Origin of the sequence: Kribbella antiqua (assembly GCF_004345665.1) — a bacterium.
GTDB lineage: Bacteria > Actinomycetota > Actinomycetes > Propionibacteriales > Kribbellaceae > Kribbella > Kribbella antiqua.
Genome location: NZ_SLWR01000001.1, coordinates 455,902 through 473,445 on the forward strand (window position 1 = coordinate 455,902; position 17,544 = coordinate 473,445).

Below are 17,544 nucleotides of genomic sequence, written 5' to 3' on the forward strand. Positions count from 1 at the left end.
CGCTCAGGCGACCTTGAGGTCGACCTTGATGTTGCCGCGGGTGGCGTTCGAGTACGGGCAGACCTCGTGTGCCTTGGCCACCAGCTCCTCGGCGGCCGCGCGGTCGTCGATGCCCGGCAGGCTCACCTCGAGCACGACCTCCAGGCCGTAGCCGGCGCCACCGTTGATCGGGCCGATGCCGACCTGGGCGGTGACCGTCGAGCCGTCGGAGTCCTGGCGGGCCTTACGGGCAACCAGCTTCAGCGCGCTGTGGAAGCAGGCCGCGTAGCCGGCCGCGAACAGCTGCTCCGGGTTGGTGCCGTTGCCGCTGCCACCCATTTCCGCCGACGGCACGACGAGCACGTCGAGCTTGCCGTCGTCGGTGGCCACCTTGCCGTCACGACCACCGTGGGCAGTGGCGCGGGCGGTGTACAGAACCTTCTCTACTGCGATCGTCATAACAGTCTTCTCCAGAATCAGCGGGTGGGGTCGAGCACGAGCTTGCCGACGGTACGGCGGGCTCGCATGTCTTCATGGGCGGTCGCCACCTCGGAGAGGGCGTACTCGCCACCGACGATCGGGCGCAGCTTGCCCGACGCGGTCAGGTCGAACAGCTCGGCCAGCGGGTCGCCGAGCAGAGTGGGATTGGCGAAGCAGTCGGCCAGCCAGAACCCGGCGATCGTCTTCGAGCCCTTCATCAACCGGGTCGGGTCGATCGCCGCGGCGGACTGACGCGAGGCCGCGCCGAACGTCACCAGCCGGCCGAACCGGGCCAGCGCCGCGAACGACTCGTCGAACGTCGGTCCACCGACCATCTCCAGCACGATGTCGACGGGCTTGCCGCCGTTCGCCTCCAGGATGCGGTCCTTCAGGCCCTCCGGCTCGCCGTCGATCGCCGCGTCCGCGCCGAGCTCGAGCACCTGCTTGCGCTTCTCTTCGCTGGACGCGGTCGCGATCACCCGGCCGGCACCCCACAGCTTCGCCAGCTGTACGGCGAGGGACCCGACACCACCGGCACCGGCGTGCACGAGCACGGACTCACCAGGCTGGAGATGCGTCGACGTCTTCAACAGGTGCCAGGCCGTCGTGCCCTGCAACACCAGCGCGAGCGCGTCACCGTCGCTGACACCCTCAGGGACGTCGAACGCGTACGGCGCATGCGCCACCGCCTTCTCGGCGTACCCACCGGATCCGACCAGGGCCACCACGCGCCGACCGTCCTCGGTCCGCCCGACCACCTCACCGCCCGGGACCAACGGGAGCTCGGTCTTGGAGAGGTACGAGTTCTCGACCTGGTGCGTGTCCGCGTAGTTGATGCCGGCGCGATCGACGGTGATCAGGACCTGTCCCGCACCGGCGACCGGGTCCGCGACGTCGCTGATCTTGAGGACCTCTGGCCCGCCGAACTCAGTGATCTGAATGGCTCGCATACACCGTACTATACACTGTACGTTATGGATGTCGAAGGGAGCTGCGTCACATGGCCAGGACACCGCGGAACACGTTGAGCCCGGAGCTGATCGTGCGGACCGCGCTCGAGTTGATGGAGGCGAAGGGCGCCGACGCGTTCAGCCTGCGCGGTGTGGCGGCCGAGCTCGGTGTCGGGCCGATGGCGCTCTACACCTACTTCCGCAGCAAGGACGACCTGTACGACGCTGTGCGCAACCATCTGATGGCGCTGCTGCCCGCCGTACCGTCGAACGCGCCATGGCCCGACCAGGTACGCGCGGTCTGCCGGTCCCTGCGGCTGCTGATGCTGCAGCACCCTTGCCTTGCGCAACTACTCGCGAGTCGGCCGTTGAGTGGGCACGAGACCGCCCGCGTCGCCGAAGGCCTGCTCGGCGTACTGCGGAACGCCGGGTTCGATCCGGAGACGGCGGCGCGGACGCATACCACCCTGTTCACTTACGTGCTGGGGGCAACGTCGTGGGAGATCCAGATGGCGGCCGAGCGCCGTGATCCGGAGGCCTGGCGGCGACTCCGGATGACGATGGAGTCACTGTCGGCCCGGGAGTTCCCGACCGTGGTGGAGCTCGCGCCGGAGCTGGCCCGGACGACAGGCGGTGACGAGCAGTTCGACTACGGGTTGGATCTACTGCTGGCCGGCCTGCAGGTCAGAACACCATCGTGACGATGGCGACGATGCCGATGCAGACGATCAGTCCGCGCAACGCGATCGGCGGCAGCTTGCGGCCGTAGCGCGCGCCGAGGAAACCGCCGATGGTCGAGCCGACCGCGATCAGCCCGGCAGCCAGCCAGTTCACGTCGGCGACCACGATGAACAGCACCGCGGAGATCGTGTTCACGACCGTGGCCAGGACGTTCTTCAATCCGTTCATCCGCTGCAGGTTCGAGTCCAGGCCGAGGCCAAGGATCGCCATCAGCAGCACGCCTTGGGCGGCGCCGAAGTACCCGCCATAGATGCCAGTGGCAAACACCGCGGGCAGCACCCACCACGCGCCGCGGTGATGGTGCGACGGCACGCTGATCCAGCGCGACAACCAGGGCTGGAACGCGACCAGCACACACCCGAGCAGGATCAGCACCGGTACGACGGCATGGAACGCGGAGTCGGGCAGGGTCAGCAGCAGCACTGCCCCGACGACACCGCCGAGCAACGACGCCGGGACCAGCCGGACCATCCGGCCGCGCTGTCCTTCCAGTTCACGGCGATAGCCGATCGCGCCGGCCGCCGTACCAGGTGACAGGCCGATGGTGTTGCTGACGTTGGCGATCACCGGAGGGATGCCGATGGCAAGCAACGCGGGGAACGTCAGCAGGGTGCCCGAACCCACCACAGCGTTGATCGTGCCCGCGCCGATCCCTGCCGCCAGAACGAACAGCGCCTCGAACCATGTCATCGCTGCCAGACTTTACGCACCTGACCCACAGGCCCGCTCATCCGTCCGTCCGTTGAACAGGCAAAGAGCCTCCCCCGAAGGGAAGGCTCTTTGTGTTCTCAGCGTTCCAGCGGCGGTTCGGCCGACGGTGGTGCGACCGGGGGCTCCGGGGTCTGGGTGACCGCGGGCGGCGTCTGCTGCTGGCTGCGCGTGCTGACCGCGGCGTTCTGCGCCGCGGCGATCGCCTCCGCGACGGCGTTGTCGGCCTCGGCCACGGCGGCGTCCGGCGCGGCCGCGCTCTCGACCTCCGGCACCTGGCCGTTGCCGAAGTCCGGCGCCTGCCACGTGCCCTCGGCCTTGGCCGGGATGCCGGCCACCTGGCCGACGGCACTGCCAAGACCCTTGAGCGCGTCGCCGATCTCGCTCGGCACGATCCACAGCTTGTTCGCGTCGCCCTGAGCGATCGACGGCAGCATCTGCAGGTACTGGTATGCGAGCAGGCCCTGGTCCGGCTTGCCGGCATGGATCGCGTTGAAGACCGTGGTGATGGCCTGCGCCTCACCCTGCGCCTTCAGGATCCGCGCCTCCCGCTCGGCCTGCGCGCGCAGGATCCGGGACTCCTTGTCACCTTGCGCGGTGAGGATCGCGGACTGCTTCTGACCTTCGGCCGACAGTACGGCGGACTGCCGCATACCTTCGGCGGTCAGGATCGCGGCACGCTTGTCGCGGTCGGCGCGCATCTGCTTCTCCATCGAGTCCTGGATCGACGGCGGCGGGTCGATCGAGCGCAACTCCACCCGGTTCACCCGGATGCCCCACTTGCCGGTCGCCTCGTCCAGCACGTAGCGGAGCTTCTCGTTGATCTCCTCACGGCTGGTCAGCGTCTGCTCCAGGTCCATGCCACCGATGATGTTCCGCAGCGTCGTCATGGTCAGCTGCTCGATCGCCTGGATGTAGTTCGAGATCTCGTACGTCGCCCGGACCGGGTCGTTCACCTGGAAGTAGATGACCGAGTCGATCGACACCATCAGGTTGTCCTCGGTGATGACGCCCTGCGGCGGGAACGCGACCACCTGCTCGCGCATGTCGATGGTGTAGCGGACCTTGTCGACGAACGGGGTGAGCAGGTTCAGGCCCGGCTGCAGGCCGGTCTTGAACTTGCCGAACCGCTCGACGATCCCGACGGTCTGCTGCTGCACCACCCGGACGGACTTGATCAGTGTGACGATCACCAGTAAGGCGACCAGTGCCAGCACTACGAGGAACCCGGTCACGTGACCCTCCACTCGAATGAACCCTCAGGACGGACAGTCTTTCCTATCGACGGTCCACCCGACGTACCGGTTCCCGGCGCGTCGGCTACCTGATCGAGCAGGTACTTCCGCCGTCCCTCAATTCGACAGTACTGCGGCCGTTGCCCAACCCAACCGGAGGTCAGCTCTGGGGTGGATCGGTGGGCTTCGGCTCGGGGGCGTTGAGCTCGTGATGGAGTGGGTCGCTGACCGGATAGACGACCGCGGTGGCGCCGTCGATGGACATCACCTCGACGCGGGTCCCCGGCGCGATCGTCGACACCTCGTCGTACGGGCGGGCGGTCCAGAGCTCGCCGCCGAGACGGATCGAACCGCCACCGTCGGGGTGGATCTCCTTGACCACCGTGCCGGTGCGGCCGATGACGTGCGCGGAGCCGGTTTTCAGCTCGCCGCCGTGGTGGATCTTGCGGACGATCATCGGGCGGATCGCGGCCAGCATCGCGGCCGCGGTCACCAGGCCCACCACGATCTGCAGCCACAACAGGCCTGGGAAGACGGCCGCCACCCCAGCGGCCGTGAGCGCACCGGCGGCCAGCATCAGCAGGGTGAAGTCAAGCGATGCCAACTCGGCCAGACCGAGGACGGCGGCGATCGTCAGCCACGCCGCCCACATATTGTCCCGCAGCCAATCCATCATCTGCCAAGCCTATCCACGTTCGGGCCTCCAAGCAGATGTTTGGACGCGCCCCGCGGTGCGATGGATCCCTGGCTCAGAGGGCGCGGGCGGTGTACCTGCCGTCTTCGTGGTTCAGCGAGAGGGCCAGATCGAAGGTGTCGCTCAAGGTCTGGGCGGTGAGGGCCTGCTCGATCGGGCCGGCCGAGACGATGCGGCCCTGCTTCAGCAGCAGCGCGTGGGTGAAGCCCGGCGGGATCTCCTCGACGTGGTGGGTGACGAGGACCATCGCGGGCGAACCGACGGCGGTCGCGATCGCGCTGAGGGACCGGACGAGGTGCTCGCGGCCAGTCAGGTCGAGGCCGGCGGCCGGCTCGTCCATCAACATCAGCTCGGGGTCGGTCATCAGAGCGCGGGCGATCTGCACCCGCTTCCGCTCCCCCTCGGACAAGGTGCCGAAGGTGCGATCACTGAGGTGCGCGATGCCGAGCTCGGCCAGCAACTCCTTGGCCCGCTGGTGATCGAGTTCGTCGTACTCCTCACGCCATCGACCGAGTACGGCGTACGACGCGGAGACCACGACGTCGGACACCCGCTCGCCCCGCGGCAACCGGTCGGCGAGTGCTGCACTGGTGAGCCCGATCCGCGGCCGGAGCTCGAAGACGTCGATCGCGCCGAGCACTTCGCCGAGAAGTCCGGCGACGCCGCCGGTCGGGTGGATTTGCGCGGCCAGGATCTGCAGCAGTGTGGTCTTGCCGGCACCGTTCGGCCCGATCACCACCCAGCGGTCGGCCTCGTCGATGGTCCAGTCGATGTCGTCCAGCAGCCGCGCCTCACCCCGGACGACCGACACCCCGGCCAGCTCCACCACAGCAGTCATGCCCCAAAACCTACGGGGTCACTCTCCGCGGGTCGCCTTCGGGTGGTGAGAGACTTGCGGGCGTGTTGACCACCTCCGCCTCCGTCCGGTTCACGGTCTGGACGAACGCGATGCTGACAGGCGCCTGCGACCCCGACACCGCCGCACACAAGATCCTCGGCGACGACGTCGGTCACCATGTCGCGGGCCTGGCCGCGCATCCGGCGCCGGCGACATTGCCGGTGGCGCTGAACCTGCTGCGCGCGGCCGGCGCGACGCAGGCACACCTCGCGCTGCCGATCCCCGGCGATCCGATCGGGCTCGCTGGGCCACCGACCTTCAACGAGGCCGCCTTGGAGTCAGGCGAGGCCGTCGTACTGACCGGTGCAGAACTGGGGCTCGTTCCGGCGTACGTCGGTCCGGCCGTTCAATGGACGGTGATGTCGGCGGCGAGTCCGCTGCCGGCCGACTTCGGTGAGGCCGATCGTGGATTGCGGCTGGCGTTGATCGAAGCGGCCGAATCGCTGGCCGCGCTCGACGTCGCACGGTGGAAGCCGGAGGTCGCGGACGCGCTGATCGACATCCGCCGGATCGGCAGCGGCCGGAACGACGACCTTGCCCCCGGCTACCAACCGCGGGCGGTCAAGACGGCCGCCACCGCCCGGCGCTTGCTCGCGATCGCCGACGCCGCACTCGAGGACGACGGCGCCGCGGTCACCGGTGCCGAAGCCGACGCCCGTCGCCGTACTCTCGTCGACCTCGCCGCGGCCGCCCGTCGCGCCCTGGTCGCGGCATGTGGACCGCCTGTCCGCGACTGACCCGGCTTGGGTAGCGTTCGTCCTGCCATGACAGGACAGGGTGAGGTTGAGATGTCGTCGGCTGATCGGCCGACGCTGCTGGTGACATTGACGGGTACCGACCGGCCGGGGCTGACGTCCGCGGTGCTCTCGACGCTCGCCACCCGCGGGCTCGAAGTGATCGACGCCGAACAGGTGGTCCTGCGGGGTCGACTGGTGCTGGGCGTGCTGGTGTCCCAGCCGCGCGATCACAAGAACCTCAAAGAGGAACTGAAGGCGCTCGAGACCGTCCTCGACGTCGAGATCTCGGTCAAGAAGGGCATCGGCGACAACGAGCCCCGGCGCAAGGGCCGCAGCCAGGTGACCGTTCTCGGTCATCCGCTCCCGGCCGCCGGTCTGGCCGCGATCGCCGGCCGGATCGCCGACACCGGCGCGAACATCGACCGGATCAGCCGGATGGCGCGCTATCCGGTCACCGCGATCGAGATCGCTGTCTCCGGTGCCGATCCCGAGGCGTTGCGGACCGTCCTTGCGCTGGAGGGTGTGCGGCAGGGTCTCGACGTCGCCGTACAGGCAGGTGGTCTGTATCGGCGGGCCAAGCGGTTGATCGTGATGGACGTCGACTCGACGCTGATCCAGGGCGAGGTCATCGAGATGCTCGCCGGGCACGCTGGCCGGCTCGAGGAGGTCGCCGCCGTGACCGAGCAGGCGATGCGCGGTGAGATCGACTTCGCCGAGTCGTTGCGGAACCGGGTGGCCGCGCTCGAGGGTCTGCCGGCGACCGCGTTGGGCGAGGTGTACGACGCGATCCAGCTTGCGCCCGGCGCTCGTACGCTCGTACGGACTTTGAAGCGGCTCGGGTACCAGTTCGCCATCGTCAGCGGCGGCTTCAGCCAGATCACCGACAAGCTCGCCGCTGAACTCGGCATCGACTACGCCGCCGCGAACGAGCTGGAGATCGTCGACGGCAAGCTCACCGGCCGGGTCGTCGGCGAGATCGTCGACCGGGCCGGGAAAGCGACGGCGCTGCGGCGGTTCGCCGGGCAGTCCGGTACGCCGCTGTCCCAGACGGTCGCGATCGGGGACGGCGCCAACGACCTCGACATGCTCGCCGCGGCGGGCCTCGGCGTCGCCTTCAACGCCAAACCCGTCGTCCGCGCGGCCGCCGACACCCACTTGAGCGTCCCCTACCTGGACACGATCCTCTACCTCCTCGGCATCAGCCGCGAAGAGGTAGAAGCCGCCGACGCCGAGACCCCCACCTGACCCTGCAGCGCTGATCCGGAGGGTGACGAGGTGTTGACACTTTGGCATGAGAGCGCTCCCATGGACTCACCAATCCCTGGAGGTCGACATGCGTTTCCGCCCCCTTGTCACCGCATTGCTTGCTCCGATACTGGTTGTCGTGCCACTTGCTGCGCAGGCCGGCGTGCCGACGCCTCCGGCCGGCTGGACCGCCGTCTGGAGCGATGACTTCGACGGGCCCAGCGGCACGCTGCCGTCGAGTGCCAACTGGATCATCGACACCGGGCACGGGTACCCCGGCGGGCCCACCAACTGGGGCACCGGCGAGATCCAGAACTACACGAACAGCACCAGCAACCTCGCGCTCGACGGCACCGGCAACCTCCGCATCACGCCCCGGCGTGATGCGGCCGGCAACTGGACATCGGCCCGGATCGAGACCCAGCGGAGCAATTTCAAGCCACCGGCCGGCGGCGTACTCGCGATCGAGAGCCGGATCCAGATGCCCAATGTCACCGGCGACGCCGCCCTCGGCTACTGGCCGGCGTTCTGGGCGCTCGGAGCGCCGTACCGCGGCAACTACTGGAACTGGCCGGGCATCGGCGAGTTCGACATCATGGAGAACGTCAACGGGATCAACTCCGTCTGGGGCGTGCTGCACTGCGGCGTGAACCCCGGCGGCCCGTGCAACGAGACCACCGGCCTCGGCGCCAGCCGCGCGTGCCCAGGCTTGACCTGTCAGGCCGGCTTCCACACCTACCGGTTCGAGTGGGACACCAGCGTGTCGCCGAACCAACTCAGGTGGTACGTCGACGGCCAGCAGTTCCACTCCATCAGCCAGGGCCAACTGCCCGCCGACACATGGTCGAACATGACCTCACACGCCGGATACTTCATCCTGCTCAACCTCGCCATCGGCGGAGCCTTCCCGGATGCCCTGAATGGCCCGACCCCGCGCGCCTCGACCGCGCCGAACGTACCGATGATCGTCGACTACGTCGCAGTCACCTCAAAGGGCGGCGGTACGACGCCTCCCCCGCCCACCGGCAGCGCCTACGGCACTCTGCAGGCTGAGTCGTACGGCCAGCAGTCCGGCATGGGCGTCGAGACCACCACCGACACCGGCGGCGGCCAGAACCTCATGCAGATCAGCAACGGCGACTGGGCCCTCTACCGCGGCATCGACTTCGGCGGTACGGCGGCAACCCAGTTCGCCGCCCGCGTCGCGTCCGGTGCCGCCGGCGGAGTAAGCGGTCTGGTCGAAGTACGCCTGGACAGCCGCAGCAACGCCGCGATCGGCAGCTTCGCCATCGCCAACACCGGCGGCTGGCAGTCCTGGCGCACCGTGCCCGCCAACATCACCTCGGTCACCGGCGTCCACGACGTCTACCTGACCTTCACCAGCGGCCAGCCCGCCGACTACGTCAACCTGAACTGGTTCACCTTCGGACACTGACCGATTGCGGGCCCGCCCGGAGCCAGCACTTATCCTTCGCGTATGTCTCAACAGCAGGCCGGGCCGGGAGCTCTGTTCGCCATCGGCGGCGCCGAGGACAAGCTGAAGAAGCGGACGGTGCTGCAGGAGTTCGTCGAGGCCGCGGGTGGGTCGAAGGCGCGGATCGTGGTCGTCCCGACCGCGTCCTCGCTCGGCCCGGACGTCGTCGACGTGTACCACGCCCTGTTCGCCGCTCTCGGCGCCGAGAGCGTTGTCGGCGTCCGCCCGGAGAACCGGGAGGACGCCGACGACCCGGCCTTCCTCGAGCCGCTGAACGACGCCACCGGCATCTTCATGACCGGCGGCAACCAGCTCAAGCTGGCCGGAGTCGTCACTGGTACGGCGTTCGGCCGCGCAGTGACGGCTGCCCACGCGCGAGGAGCGGCCGTCGGCGGTACGTCGGCCGGCGCGAGCATCCTGGCCGAGCACATGATCGCGTTCGGCCGGTCCGGCGCGACCCCGCGGCAGCGGATGAGCCAGCTGTCCAACGGCCTCGGCCTGTTCCAGGGCGCGATCGTCGACCAGCACTTCGCCCAGCGGAACCGCTACGGCCGCCTGCTGTCGCTGGTCGCCCAGTCCCCCGGACTCCTCGGCATCGGCGTCGACGAGGACACCGCGGCAGTCGTCCGCGGCACCCACCTCGAGGTCGTCGGCCGCGGCGCCGTGACGATCTTCGACGGCAGCCGGATCACCTCCAACGCCCACTACGCCAAGCGATCCGAGCCGATCCTTGCGTCGGGCGTCGTACTGCACGTGCTGCCTGCGACCGCGACCTTCGACCTGCGGGACCGCGTCCTGCTGTCATACGGACCGCAGCCGCCGGCTGAGGAGATCGCCGTACTGGAGGCCGCTGAGGCGGACCTGCGCAAGCTGGCCAAGGAGATCGCGGCGGAGGGGGTATCTCCCAGGTACTACGAGCAGCACAAGAAGCGGGCGGGACGGCGTACGACGAAACGTCCCGCGGCCGCCGGGGAGTCCAGACCGGAGGCGACCGAGCCGATCACGGCCGGCGCCGAACTCGACACCCCCGACCGCACGCAATCAGACAGTGGAAGCGAATGACCACCGACATCACTGGCACCCCCGCCCCTGACCTCAAGATCATCGAGACCCGCGTTTACCGCGGTCCGAACGTATGGAGCTACGACCCCGCCATCCACCTCGTCGTCGATCTCGGTTCGCTGGAGAACTTCCCGTCGACCGCCATCCCCGGCTTCACCGAGAAGCTGCTCGAACACCTGCCCCGGCTCGACCAGCACCACTGCTCGCGCGGCCGTAAGGGCGGCTTCATCGAGCGGCTGCACGAAGGCACCTGGCTCGGCCACATCTCCGAGCACGTCGCGCTGCAACTCCAGCACGAGGCCGGCCACGACATGCGTCGCGGCAAGACCCGCCAGGTCAAGGGCGTGCCGGGCCGCTACAACATCACTTACGCGTACGCCGATGAGGCGGTAGGGCTGGCCGCTGGTGAGCTCGCGGTCCGGTTCGTCAACCATCTTGTGCAGCCGGATCCGGCATTCGACTTCACCACCGAGCTGGAGAAGTTCATCAAGCAGGCCGAGCGTACGGCGTTCGGCCCGTCGACCCAGGCGATCGTCGACGAGGCCGTGTCACGCGACATCCCGTGGATCCGGCTGAACAAGGCGAGCCTGGTCCAGCTCGGGCAGGGCGTGCACGCGAAGCGGATCCGGGCCACGATGACGTCGGAGACCGGGTCGATCTCGGTCGACATCGCCAGCGACAAGGACCTGACCACCCGGCTGCTCGCGTCCGCCGGCCTGCCGGTGCCGCGGTCGGAGTCGGTACGCACGGTCGACGAAGCGGTCACGATCGCGAACAAGATCGGCTACCCGGTGGTGTGCAAGCCGCTCGACGGCAATCACGGCCGGGGTGTCTGCCTGAACCTGCAGGACGCGGCCGCCGTACGGGAAGCCTTCCCGATCGCGGCCGAGCAGTCCCGCCGCGGGTTCGTGATCGTGGAGAACTTCGTCACCGGCAAGGACTACCGCTGCCTGATCATCAACGGCCGGATGGAGGCGATCGCCGAACGCGTCCCGGCGCACGTGGTCGGCGACGGTGTCCACACGGTGGCCGAGCTGGTCGACATCACCAACGCCGACCCGCGCCGCGGGGTCGGGCACGAGAAGATCCTGACCCGGATCACGATCAACAACGCCGCCCGCGAGCTGGTCCGCAGCCAGGGCTTCGAGCTGGACGACGTACCGCCGGAAGACGTGATGGTGAAGCTCACCCTTACCGGCAACATGTCCACCGGCGGGATCTCGATCGACCGGACCTTCGAGGCGCACCCGGAGAACGTCGAGATCGCCGAGGAGGCGGCCCGGATGATCGGGCTCGACATCGCCGGAATCGACTTCATCTGCCCCGACATCACCCAGCCGGTGCGCGAGACCGGCGGCGCGATCTGCGAGGTGAACGCGGCACCGGGGTTCCGGATGCACACCAACCCGACGATCGGCGAGCCGCAGTACATCGCCAAGCCGGTCGTCGACATGCTGTTCCCGCCGGGCGCGACCAGCCGGATCCCGATCGTCGCGGTCACCGGTACGAACGGCAAGACCACCACCTCGCGGATGATCAGCCATGTTTTCAAGGGCATGGGCCGCAAGGTCGGGATGACCTCGACCGACGGCATCGTGATCGACGAGCGGCTGGTGATCCGCCAGGACGCGTCCGGGCCGAAGTCCGCCCGGATGGTTCTGCAGAACCCGCGGGTCGACTTCGCCGTGTTCGAGGTGGCGCGGGGCGGGATCCTGCGCGAAGGTCTCGGCTACGAGCGCAACGACATCGCCGTCGTACTGAACATCCAGCCTGACCACCTCGGCATGCGTGGCATCGACACGCTCGAGCAGCTCGCCGACGTCAAGGCGGTGCTGGTCGAGGCCGTGCCGCGGACCGGGTACGCCGTACTGAACGCGGACGACCCGTTGGTGCGGAAGATGCGGCGGAAGTGCTCCGGCCAGGTGGTGTGGTTCAGCATGGCCGAGCCGGGTAGCGAGGTGCGCGAGTACATCGAGGGGCATTGCCGCCGGGGTGGACGGGCCGTCGTTCTGGAGCGGTCCGAGCTGGGCGACATGATCGTGGTCAAGCATGGCCGCCGGTCGATGCAGCTGGCCTGGACACACTTGCTGCCGGCAACGTTCGGTGGGCGAGCGATGATGAACGTGCAGAACGCGATGGCCGCGGCCGCTGCCGCCTTCGCCGCCGGTGCGCCGTTGCACGACATCCGTCAGGGCCTGCGCACGTTCAGTACGTCGTACTACCTCTCCCCCGGGCGGTTGAACGAGATCGACGTCGACGGCCGGACGGTGATCGTCGACTACTGCCACAACGCGCCCGCGATGCGGATGCTCGGCGACTTCGTCGACCGGCTCGGCGAGAGCCTGAGCGCGTCGTCCGAGCTCGGCCGGCCGTCCCGGATCGGCGTGGTCGCGACGGCCGGTGACCGCCGTGACGACGACATCCGCGAACTGGGTGAGGTCGCGGCCCAGCACTTCGACGTCGTGATCGCGCGCGAGGACGCCCGGCTACGCGGTCGCAAGGCAGGCGAGTCCGCGGCCCTGGTAGCCGCAGGTGTCCGGGCTGCGATGGAGAAGGGCGCTCGGTGCCGCCAGGTCGACACCGTGCTGGACGAACTGGACGCGATCCGGAACGCCCTGTCCCGGTCCAACCCCGGCGATCTCGTCGTACTGTGCGTCGACCAGCATCAGTCGGTCCTCGCCGAACTCGAGTCCGTCTCGCATCTCGCCCAGGCCGGCGCCCGCTCCGGCGACGAAGGCGGCGACCCCGACTTCGTCCAGCCCGACGAGGAGACGCTCGACGACTGACCGTCGTACATTCGAGCTGTGGGAGGCGATGACCGCGTCCGTACAGCCGAGGTGATCGCAGCGCTGTCCTTGGCGACGGATCTCGGGGTCGGGCTGCCGTTCGAGCACGGGCTGCAGAGCACGTTGGTCGCTCTGCGGCTGGCTGAGCGGCTTGACGTCGACTCCGGTACGGCGTCGGACGCGTACTACGGGTGCCTGTTGTTCTACATCGGCTGCACTGCCGATGCGGATCTCAGCGCCGAGCTGTTCGCCGAGGGCGCGCTGTTCTCGCACTTCAACCCGGTGGCGTTCGGATCGCCACTGCAGATCGTCACCGGGATCATGCACGCGCTGGCGGATCCAGACGCCGGTCTGGCGAGCAACACGCTGCGGATCGCCGGCCGACTGCCGCGGGCTATTCGGGGACATCAGGCGCACATCACCGCGCTCTGTGAAGTGGCGGTGATGCTGACCGACCGGCTGGGCCTACCTGCGTCGGTGCGCGACCTGTTCCGGTCCCTCATCGAGCGGTGGGACGGCAAGGGTCAGCCCGACGGGTTGCGGGGTGAAGACATCCCGCTCCCGCTGCGCATCATGCACGTCGCCCGCGACGCTATCTTCCAACAGTTGGTGGGCGGTACGTCGTACGCCGCTGGAGTGACCCGGGAACGCGCCGGGCATGCGTTCGACCCGCGGATCGCCCACCTGCTGGCCGACGAGGCCGAGGACATCCTGGCCTTCGACGACGACACGTCCGCATGGTCCGAGGTGCTCGACCGCGAACCTGGTGGCAGACCGGCCTTGGCGGGGACGGCGATCGATGACGCGCTGGCGGCGATCGCCGACTTCTCCGACCTGATTTCGCCGTACTTGGTGGGGCATTCGTCCGGGGTCGCCGAGCTGGCGGCCTCGGCCGGCCGGCTGTACGGCTTGTCCGAAGCCGCGGTGGTGGCGTTGCGGAGGGCTGCGCTGGTTCATGACGTGGGACGGGTCGGCGTATCGACGGGCATCTGGCAGAAGTCGGCACGGTTGACCGAGCACGAACGCGAGCAAGTCCGCCTGCACGCGTACCACTCGGAGCGAGTCCTGTGCAGGTCGCCGTTCCTCGCGGCCATCGCGCCGGTCGCGACGGCCCACCATGAGCGGCTCGATGGCTCCGGCTACCACCGGGGTACGACGGCAGCCGCGTTGACGCCCCCGGCCCGGCTACTCGCCGCCGCGGACGCCTATCACGCGATGACCGAGCCGCGCCCGTACCGCGAGGCGCTGACGCCCACACAAGCTGCTGACGTACTTGGAGCGGAGGCTCGTGCGGGGCGGCTCGATGCGGCGAGTGCCGATGCGGTGCTGGCCGCGGCCGGGCATCAGGTCCGCCGTCTCGACCGGCCGGCCGGACTGACCGATCGCGAGATCGAGGTCGTCGCATTGCTCGCGCGTGGCCTGCCGACCAAGCAGATCGCGCGAACGCTTGGGATCTCGGTCAAGACCGCCGATCGCCACCTGCAGAACGCCTACCCCAAGATCGGGGTGTCCAGCCGGGCCGCCGCCGCGCTTTTCGCCATGGAGCACGGGCTGATCCGATGGGGAGAATTCCCGATCGCGGGGTCTCACGGCCGCTCGTAGCGTCGTTGCCGAAGGTGCATTTCGGCAAGGAGGCGGCAATGAACACCACACGAATCGCATCGAGCGGCGTCAGTTCGTCGGCGTTGATCAGGCCGGCGGGCTGGGCCGGCGTCGTCGGGCCGGTTCTCTTCACCGCGGCCTTTCTGGCCCAGGAAGCCTTTCGCCGGGACGAGTACGACCCGTTCTCGGAACCGGTGAGCGCCCTGGAAGCCGGGCCCAACGGCTGGATCCAGCAGGCGAACTTCGTGGTCTTCGGGTTGCTCACGATCCTGTGCGGGATCGGGCTTCACCGGGGCCTGCAACCCACGAAGCGAGGCATCGCCGGTCCGGCACTGCTGTTCCTGAGCGGGATCGCTCTCGTCTGCGCCGGCGTGGTCTTCCCGCTGCGTGAGGACGCCGCGGGAGCGACCTATGACCCGGGTGGGCACGTCGTCGGAGGTTTCGTGTTCTTCAACAGCAGCGCGATCGCGCTCGTCGTCCTGTCCCGGCGGATAGCGCATGATCAGCGCTGGCGCGACCTCTCGACGTACGCCCTCATCGCGGGCGTGGTGGCGATGGCCTCCGCCGTCGTGATGGGCACGCTGGTGATTCCGGACGATGCCCCGCTCCACGATTGGGCCGGTGTGGCTCAGCGAGCGGTCATCCTGCTGGTGCTGTTCCCCTGTCGCGTCATTCTGTCCGCCCGGCTGCTGAAAATCGGAACTCGGGCCGGATGAAGGTCGTTGGACGGTCCGTGAAGATGAAGTTGCTGACGGCAATGCTGGCCGTTGTGTTGTTTTCCGCCTGCGGATCCACCGAGCAGCCTGCTACCCGGACCAGTGAAGAGCACTACCACCCAACCCCGACACCCACTGCGAAGTGACCACCCGACGACAGTTCTTCGGACTCGCCGGAGCGGCCGCCGCGGGTGCGGCCGTCTCCGCCGGTGCTGTGGTTGCCCTGGACAAGGATCAGCCGAAGCCGACCGTTGCCAGGGTCATCGATCCGTACGGCGATCATCAGCCTGGGATTTCCTCGCCTGCGCCGAAGCATGCCGAGTTGGTTGCTTTCACGTTGCGGAAGGACGCTGACAAGGCTGCGCTCGGGCGGTTGATGCGGTTATGGAGCAGCGACATTGTTGCTCTCGGCTCCGGTCGTCCCGCGCCCGGCGACACCGCCCCAGAACTGGCGATCGCCAACGTCGCCCTCACCACCACCGTCGGCTTCGGCCCGCGCGTCTTCACGCTGACCGGGAACAAGCCCGGCGGCCTCGACGACCTCCCGGTGATGAAGCACGACCGGCTCGACCCCGCCTGGTCCGGCGGCGATCTGCTGGTCATGGTCGGCCCAGACGACGCGGTCAGCGTCGTACACGCCGTACGACGACTAGTGGCCGACGCGAAGTCCTTTGCGACCCCGCTCTGGCGCCAGACTGGGTTCTGGAACGGCACCGGCTCCGACGGGCAACCAGTCACCGGGCGGAACCTCTTCGGCCAAGTGGACGGCACCGGCAACCCGGCCGTCGGTACGCCGGAGTTCGAGAGCACGGTCTGGTCGTCCGACGGTCCGGACTGGTTCCGCGGCGGTACGACACTCGTCGTACGGCGAATCCGGATGAACCTCGACACGTGGGACGAGCTCACCCGGTCCGAGCAGGAGCGTGCGGTCGGCCGGAAGCTGTCCAACGGCGCCCCACTGACGGGCGCGGCCGAACACGACGAACTCGACCTGGAAGCGCAGGACTCCGACGGGCGCCCGGTGATCGCCGAGAACGCCCACGCCCGGCTGTCACACCCGACCGAGAACGACGGGCGCCGGATCTTCCGCAAGGGCCTCAACTACGTCCATGACAGCGGCGCCGCCCGCGAGTCCGGCCTGATCTTCCTCAGCCACCAGGCCGACGTAGCCGGCCAATTCCTGCCACTCCTGATGCGCCTGGACGCGGCCGACGCCCTGAACGAGTGGACCACCACCATCGGCTCCGCCGTCTTCGCCCTCCCACCCGGCTTCCAAGCGGGCGGCTGGCTCGGGGAGAAACTTCTCGGCTGACCTGTCACCCTGCCACGCTGCAACTGCGCGACGGCGGCGCCGGCTAGGTAACCGGGTCCCGCCGCGGGAGGAGCCGGCGCTGCGGCTCCTCCCGGTCGATCCAGTCGAGATCGTCCGACAGTACGGCGTCGTTCGAGCGGTCGGCGTACGGATCGGGCGGCGGCGGTGGCGGCGGCAGGGCGCGGAGCTTGAGCGCGACCATCGGAATCGCCAGCAGTACGGCGAGCACCAGCCACGGCCAGTACTCCCGCAGGACCGGCTCGAACGACTGGAAGAACGCAGCGGTCGCGGCGTCGCCGACCTTGTCGATCGGCTGGCCGGAAGCCCGCGCAAGAGTCCGGACCGCCTCGACGATGCCGAAAGCAACCAGATAGATCCCTGCCAGCGGCAACCAGTAGTACGCCGACCGCCAGCCACGTTTCCAACAGGCGAGGTAAAGAAGAAGCGCCAGGCCGGCGCCGACGAGCAGGCCGTTCAGTTGCCACAGCCAACGCCAGTCCTCGAGTTGGTTGGCCGGGCGCAACGCGTACCAGGCGACCGGCACGGCCAGCGCGAAGGCGGCGACGACCGAACTTCGGGTGCCCAGAGCACCGAACAGACCGCCGACAGCGCTTGCTGCCAGCAACGTGATCAGCAAGTCCCTGTCGCTGAAGGCATTTCCGCTCAGCCACCACATGCCCACGGCAACGACCAGCACCAGCGGCACCGTGATCCGGATCCGCTGCACCAGCAGACCCGCCAGCACTCCCCCGGCGAAGCCGCCGAGCACGAGCAGGTCCAGCCGAGGCGGGACGAACAGCGTCGTACCGTCCGGGAGTCCCTTCAGATAGGTGACGGAGAATCCCGCCACGAACCAGGCGACGACCGCGGACGGTACCGACCACAGGTAGCGCATGACACCTCGATCCAGCCCTCAGCGGGCGGC

16 protein-coding genes are annotated in these 17,544 nt (G+C 68.6%); 9 read left to right on the plus strand and 7 right to left on the minus strand.

Annotation, left to right across the window (positions count from 1 at the left end; all coding sequences use genetic code 11):
* Positions 1-3: 3 nt before the first annotated feature.
* On the minus strand, positions 4-438 hold the full coding sequence (locus EV646_RS02325) for an organic hydroperoxide resistance protein (protein ID WP_132143377.1): 435 nt from the start codon (positions 436-438) through the stop codon (positions 4-6).
* 17 nt (positions 439-455) lie between these two features.
* On the minus strand, positions 456-1,409 hold the full coding sequence (locus EV646_RS02330; protein ID WP_132143379.1) for a quinone oxidoreductase family protein: 954 nt from the start codon (positions 1,407-1,409) through the stop codon (positions 456-458).
* A 50-nt stretch (positions 1,410-1,459) separates the two neighbouring features.
* On the opposite strand from EV646_RS02330, the gene EV646_RS02335 reads away from it, so the two are divergent.
* Positions 1,460-2,110 carry a TetR/AcrR family transcriptional regulator gene (locus tag EV646_RS02335; RefSeq protein ID WP_132143381.1) on the plus strand — a complete coding sequence of 217 codons (651 nt, stop codon included), beginning with the start codon at positions 1,460-1,462 and terminating at the stop codon, positions 2,108-2,110.
* Here the strand turns inward: EV646_RS02335 and EV646_RS02340 are convergent.
* The 4 genes from EV646_RS02340 to EV646_RS02355 all read right to left on the minus strand — a co-directional run bounded on the left by EV646_RS02340 (position 2,094) and on the right by EV646_RS02355 (position 5,625).
* Positions 2,094-2,840, minus strand: coding sequence for a sulfite exporter TauE/SafE family protein (locus EV646_RS02340; RefSeq protein WP_132143383.1), 747 nt, complete (start codon positions 2,838-2,840; stop codon positions 2,094-2,096). The genes EV646_RS02335 and EV646_RS02340 overlap by 17 nt on opposite strands.
* Before the next feature lie 98 nt (positions 2,841-2,938).
* Positions 2,939-4,093: an SPFH domain-containing protein gene (locus tag EV646_RS02345; RefSeq protein WP_132143385.1), complete on the minus strand. Its 1,155-nt coding sequence runs from the start codon at positions 4,091-4,093 to the stop codon at positions 2,939-2,941.
* Between the two features lie 160 nt (positions 4,094-4,253).
* Entirely contained in the window at positions 4,254-4,769 is a 516-nt protein-coding gene (locus EV646_RS02350) for an NfeD family protein (RefSeq protein ID WP_132143387.1), read from the minus strand.
* A gap of 73 nt (positions 4,770-4,842) precedes the next feature.
* A complete protein-coding gene (locus EV646_RS02355) occupies positions 4,843-5,625 on the minus strand; it encodes an ABC transporter ATP-binding protein (RefSeq protein WP_132143389.1) in 783 nt (260 codons plus the stop codon).
* A gap of 62 nt (positions 5,626-5,687) precedes the next feature.
* Here EV646_RS02355 and EV646_RS02360 point away from each other — a divergent pair, with 62 nt between their 5' ends.
* From EV646_RS02360 to EV646_RS02395, 8 genes are all read left to right on the plus strand, one after another.
* Positions 5,688-6,422, plus strand: a complete 735-nt coding sequence (locus EV646_RS02360) for a hypothetical protein (RefSeq protein ID WP_132143391.1) — start codon at positions 5,688-5,690, stop codon at positions 6,420-6,422.
* Positions 6,423-6,449: 27 nt separating this feature from the next.
* Entirely contained in the window at positions 6,450-7,667 is a 1,218-nt protein-coding gene (gene serB / locus EV646_RS02365) for a phosphoserine phosphatase SerB (protein ID WP_132143393.1), read from the plus strand.
* A gap of 139 nt (positions 7,668-7,806) precedes the next feature.
* Complete coding sequence (locus EV646_RS02370; RefSeq protein ID WP_241995169.1) at positions 7,807-9,102, plus strand: glycoside hydrolase family 16 protein; 1,296 nt, start codon at positions 7,807-7,809, stop codon at positions 9,100-9,102.
* 42 nt (positions 9,103-9,144) lie between these two features.
* Entirely contained in the window at positions 9,145-10,203 is a 1,059-nt protein-coding gene (locus tag EV646_RS02375) for a cyanophycinase (protein ID WP_132143397.1), read from the plus strand.
* A complete protein-coding gene (gene cphA / locus EV646_RS02380) occupies positions 10,200-12,989 on the plus strand; it encodes a cyanophycin synthetase (RefSeq protein ID WP_132143399.1) in 2,790 nt (929 codons plus the stop codon). Before EV646_RS02375 ends, cphA begins: the two co-directional genes overlap by 4 nt.
* Before the next feature lie 18 nt (positions 12,990-13,007).
* Positions 13,008-14,591 (plus strand): HD domain-containing phosphohydrolase, encoded by a 1,584-nt coding sequence (locus EV646_RS02385; protein ID WP_132143401.1) that lies wholly within the window; start codon positions 13,008-13,010, stop codon positions 14,589-14,591.
* Positions 14,592-14,629: 38 nt separating this feature from the next.
* Positions 14,630-15,307 (plus strand): DUF998 domain-containing protein, encoded by a 678-nt coding sequence (locus tag EV646_RS02390; RefSeq protein ID WP_132143403.1) that lies wholly within the window; start codon positions 14,630-14,632, stop codon positions 15,305-15,307.
* A 142-nt stretch (positions 15,308-15,449) separates the two neighbouring features.
* Entirely contained in the window at positions 15,450-16,619 is a 1,170-nt protein-coding gene (locus EV646_RS02395) for a Dyp-type peroxidase (protein ID WP_132143405.1), read from the plus strand.
* Between the two features lie 43 nt (positions 16,620-16,662).
* On the opposite strand, the gene EV646_RS02400 is transcribed toward EV646_RS02395, so the two are convergent.
* Entirely contained in the window at positions 16,663-17,514 is an 852-nt protein-coding gene (locus tag EV646_RS02400) for a hypothetical protein (RefSeq protein WP_132143407.1), read from the minus strand.
* Positions 17,515-17,544 lie beyond the last annotated feature (30 nt).

Coding starts and splice junctions, on each gene's coding strand:
- serB (WP_132143393.1), top strand. CDS start 6,450: ATGACAGGACAGGGTGAGGTTGAGATGTCGTCGGCTGATCGGCCGACG.
- cphA (WP_132143399.1), top strand. CDS start 10,200: ATGACCACCGACATCACTGGCACCCCCGCCCCTGACCTCAAGATCATC.
- EV646_RS02325 (WP_132143377.1), bottom strand. CDS start 438: ATGACGATCGCAGTAGAGAAGGTTCTGTACACCGCCCGCGCCACTGCC.
- EV646_RS02400 (WP_132143407.1), bottom strand. CDS start 17,514: ATGCGCTACCTGTGGTCGGTACCGTCCGCGGTCGTCGCCTGGTTCGTG.
- EV646_RS02335 (WP_132143381.1), top strand. CDS start 1,460: ATGGCCAGGACACCGCGGAACACGTTGAGCCCGGAGCTGATCGTGCGG.
- EV646_RS02340 (WP_132143383.1), bottom strand. CDS start 2,840: ATGACATGGTTCGAGGCGCTGTTCGTTCTGGCGGCAGGGATCGGCGCG.
- EV646_RS02375 (WP_132143397.1), top strand. CDS start 9,145: ATGTCTCAACAGCAGGCCGGGCCGGGAGCTCTGTTCGCCATCGGCGGC.
- EV646_RS02350 (WP_132143387.1), bottom strand. CDS start 4,769: ATGATGGATTGGCTGCGGGACAATATGTGGGCGGCGTGGCTGACGATC.
- EV646_RS02355 (WP_132143389.1), bottom strand. CDS start 5,625: ATGACTGCTGTGGTGGAGCTGGCCGGGGTGTCGGTCGTCCGGGGTGAG.
- EV646_RS02390 (WP_132143403.1), top strand. CDS start 14,630: ATGAACACCACACGAATCGCATCGAGCGGCGTCAGTTCGTCGGCGTTG.
- EV646_RS02330 (WP_132143379.1), bottom strand. CDS start 1,409: ATGCGAGCCATTCAGATCACTGAGTTCGGCGGGCCAGAGGTCCTCAAG.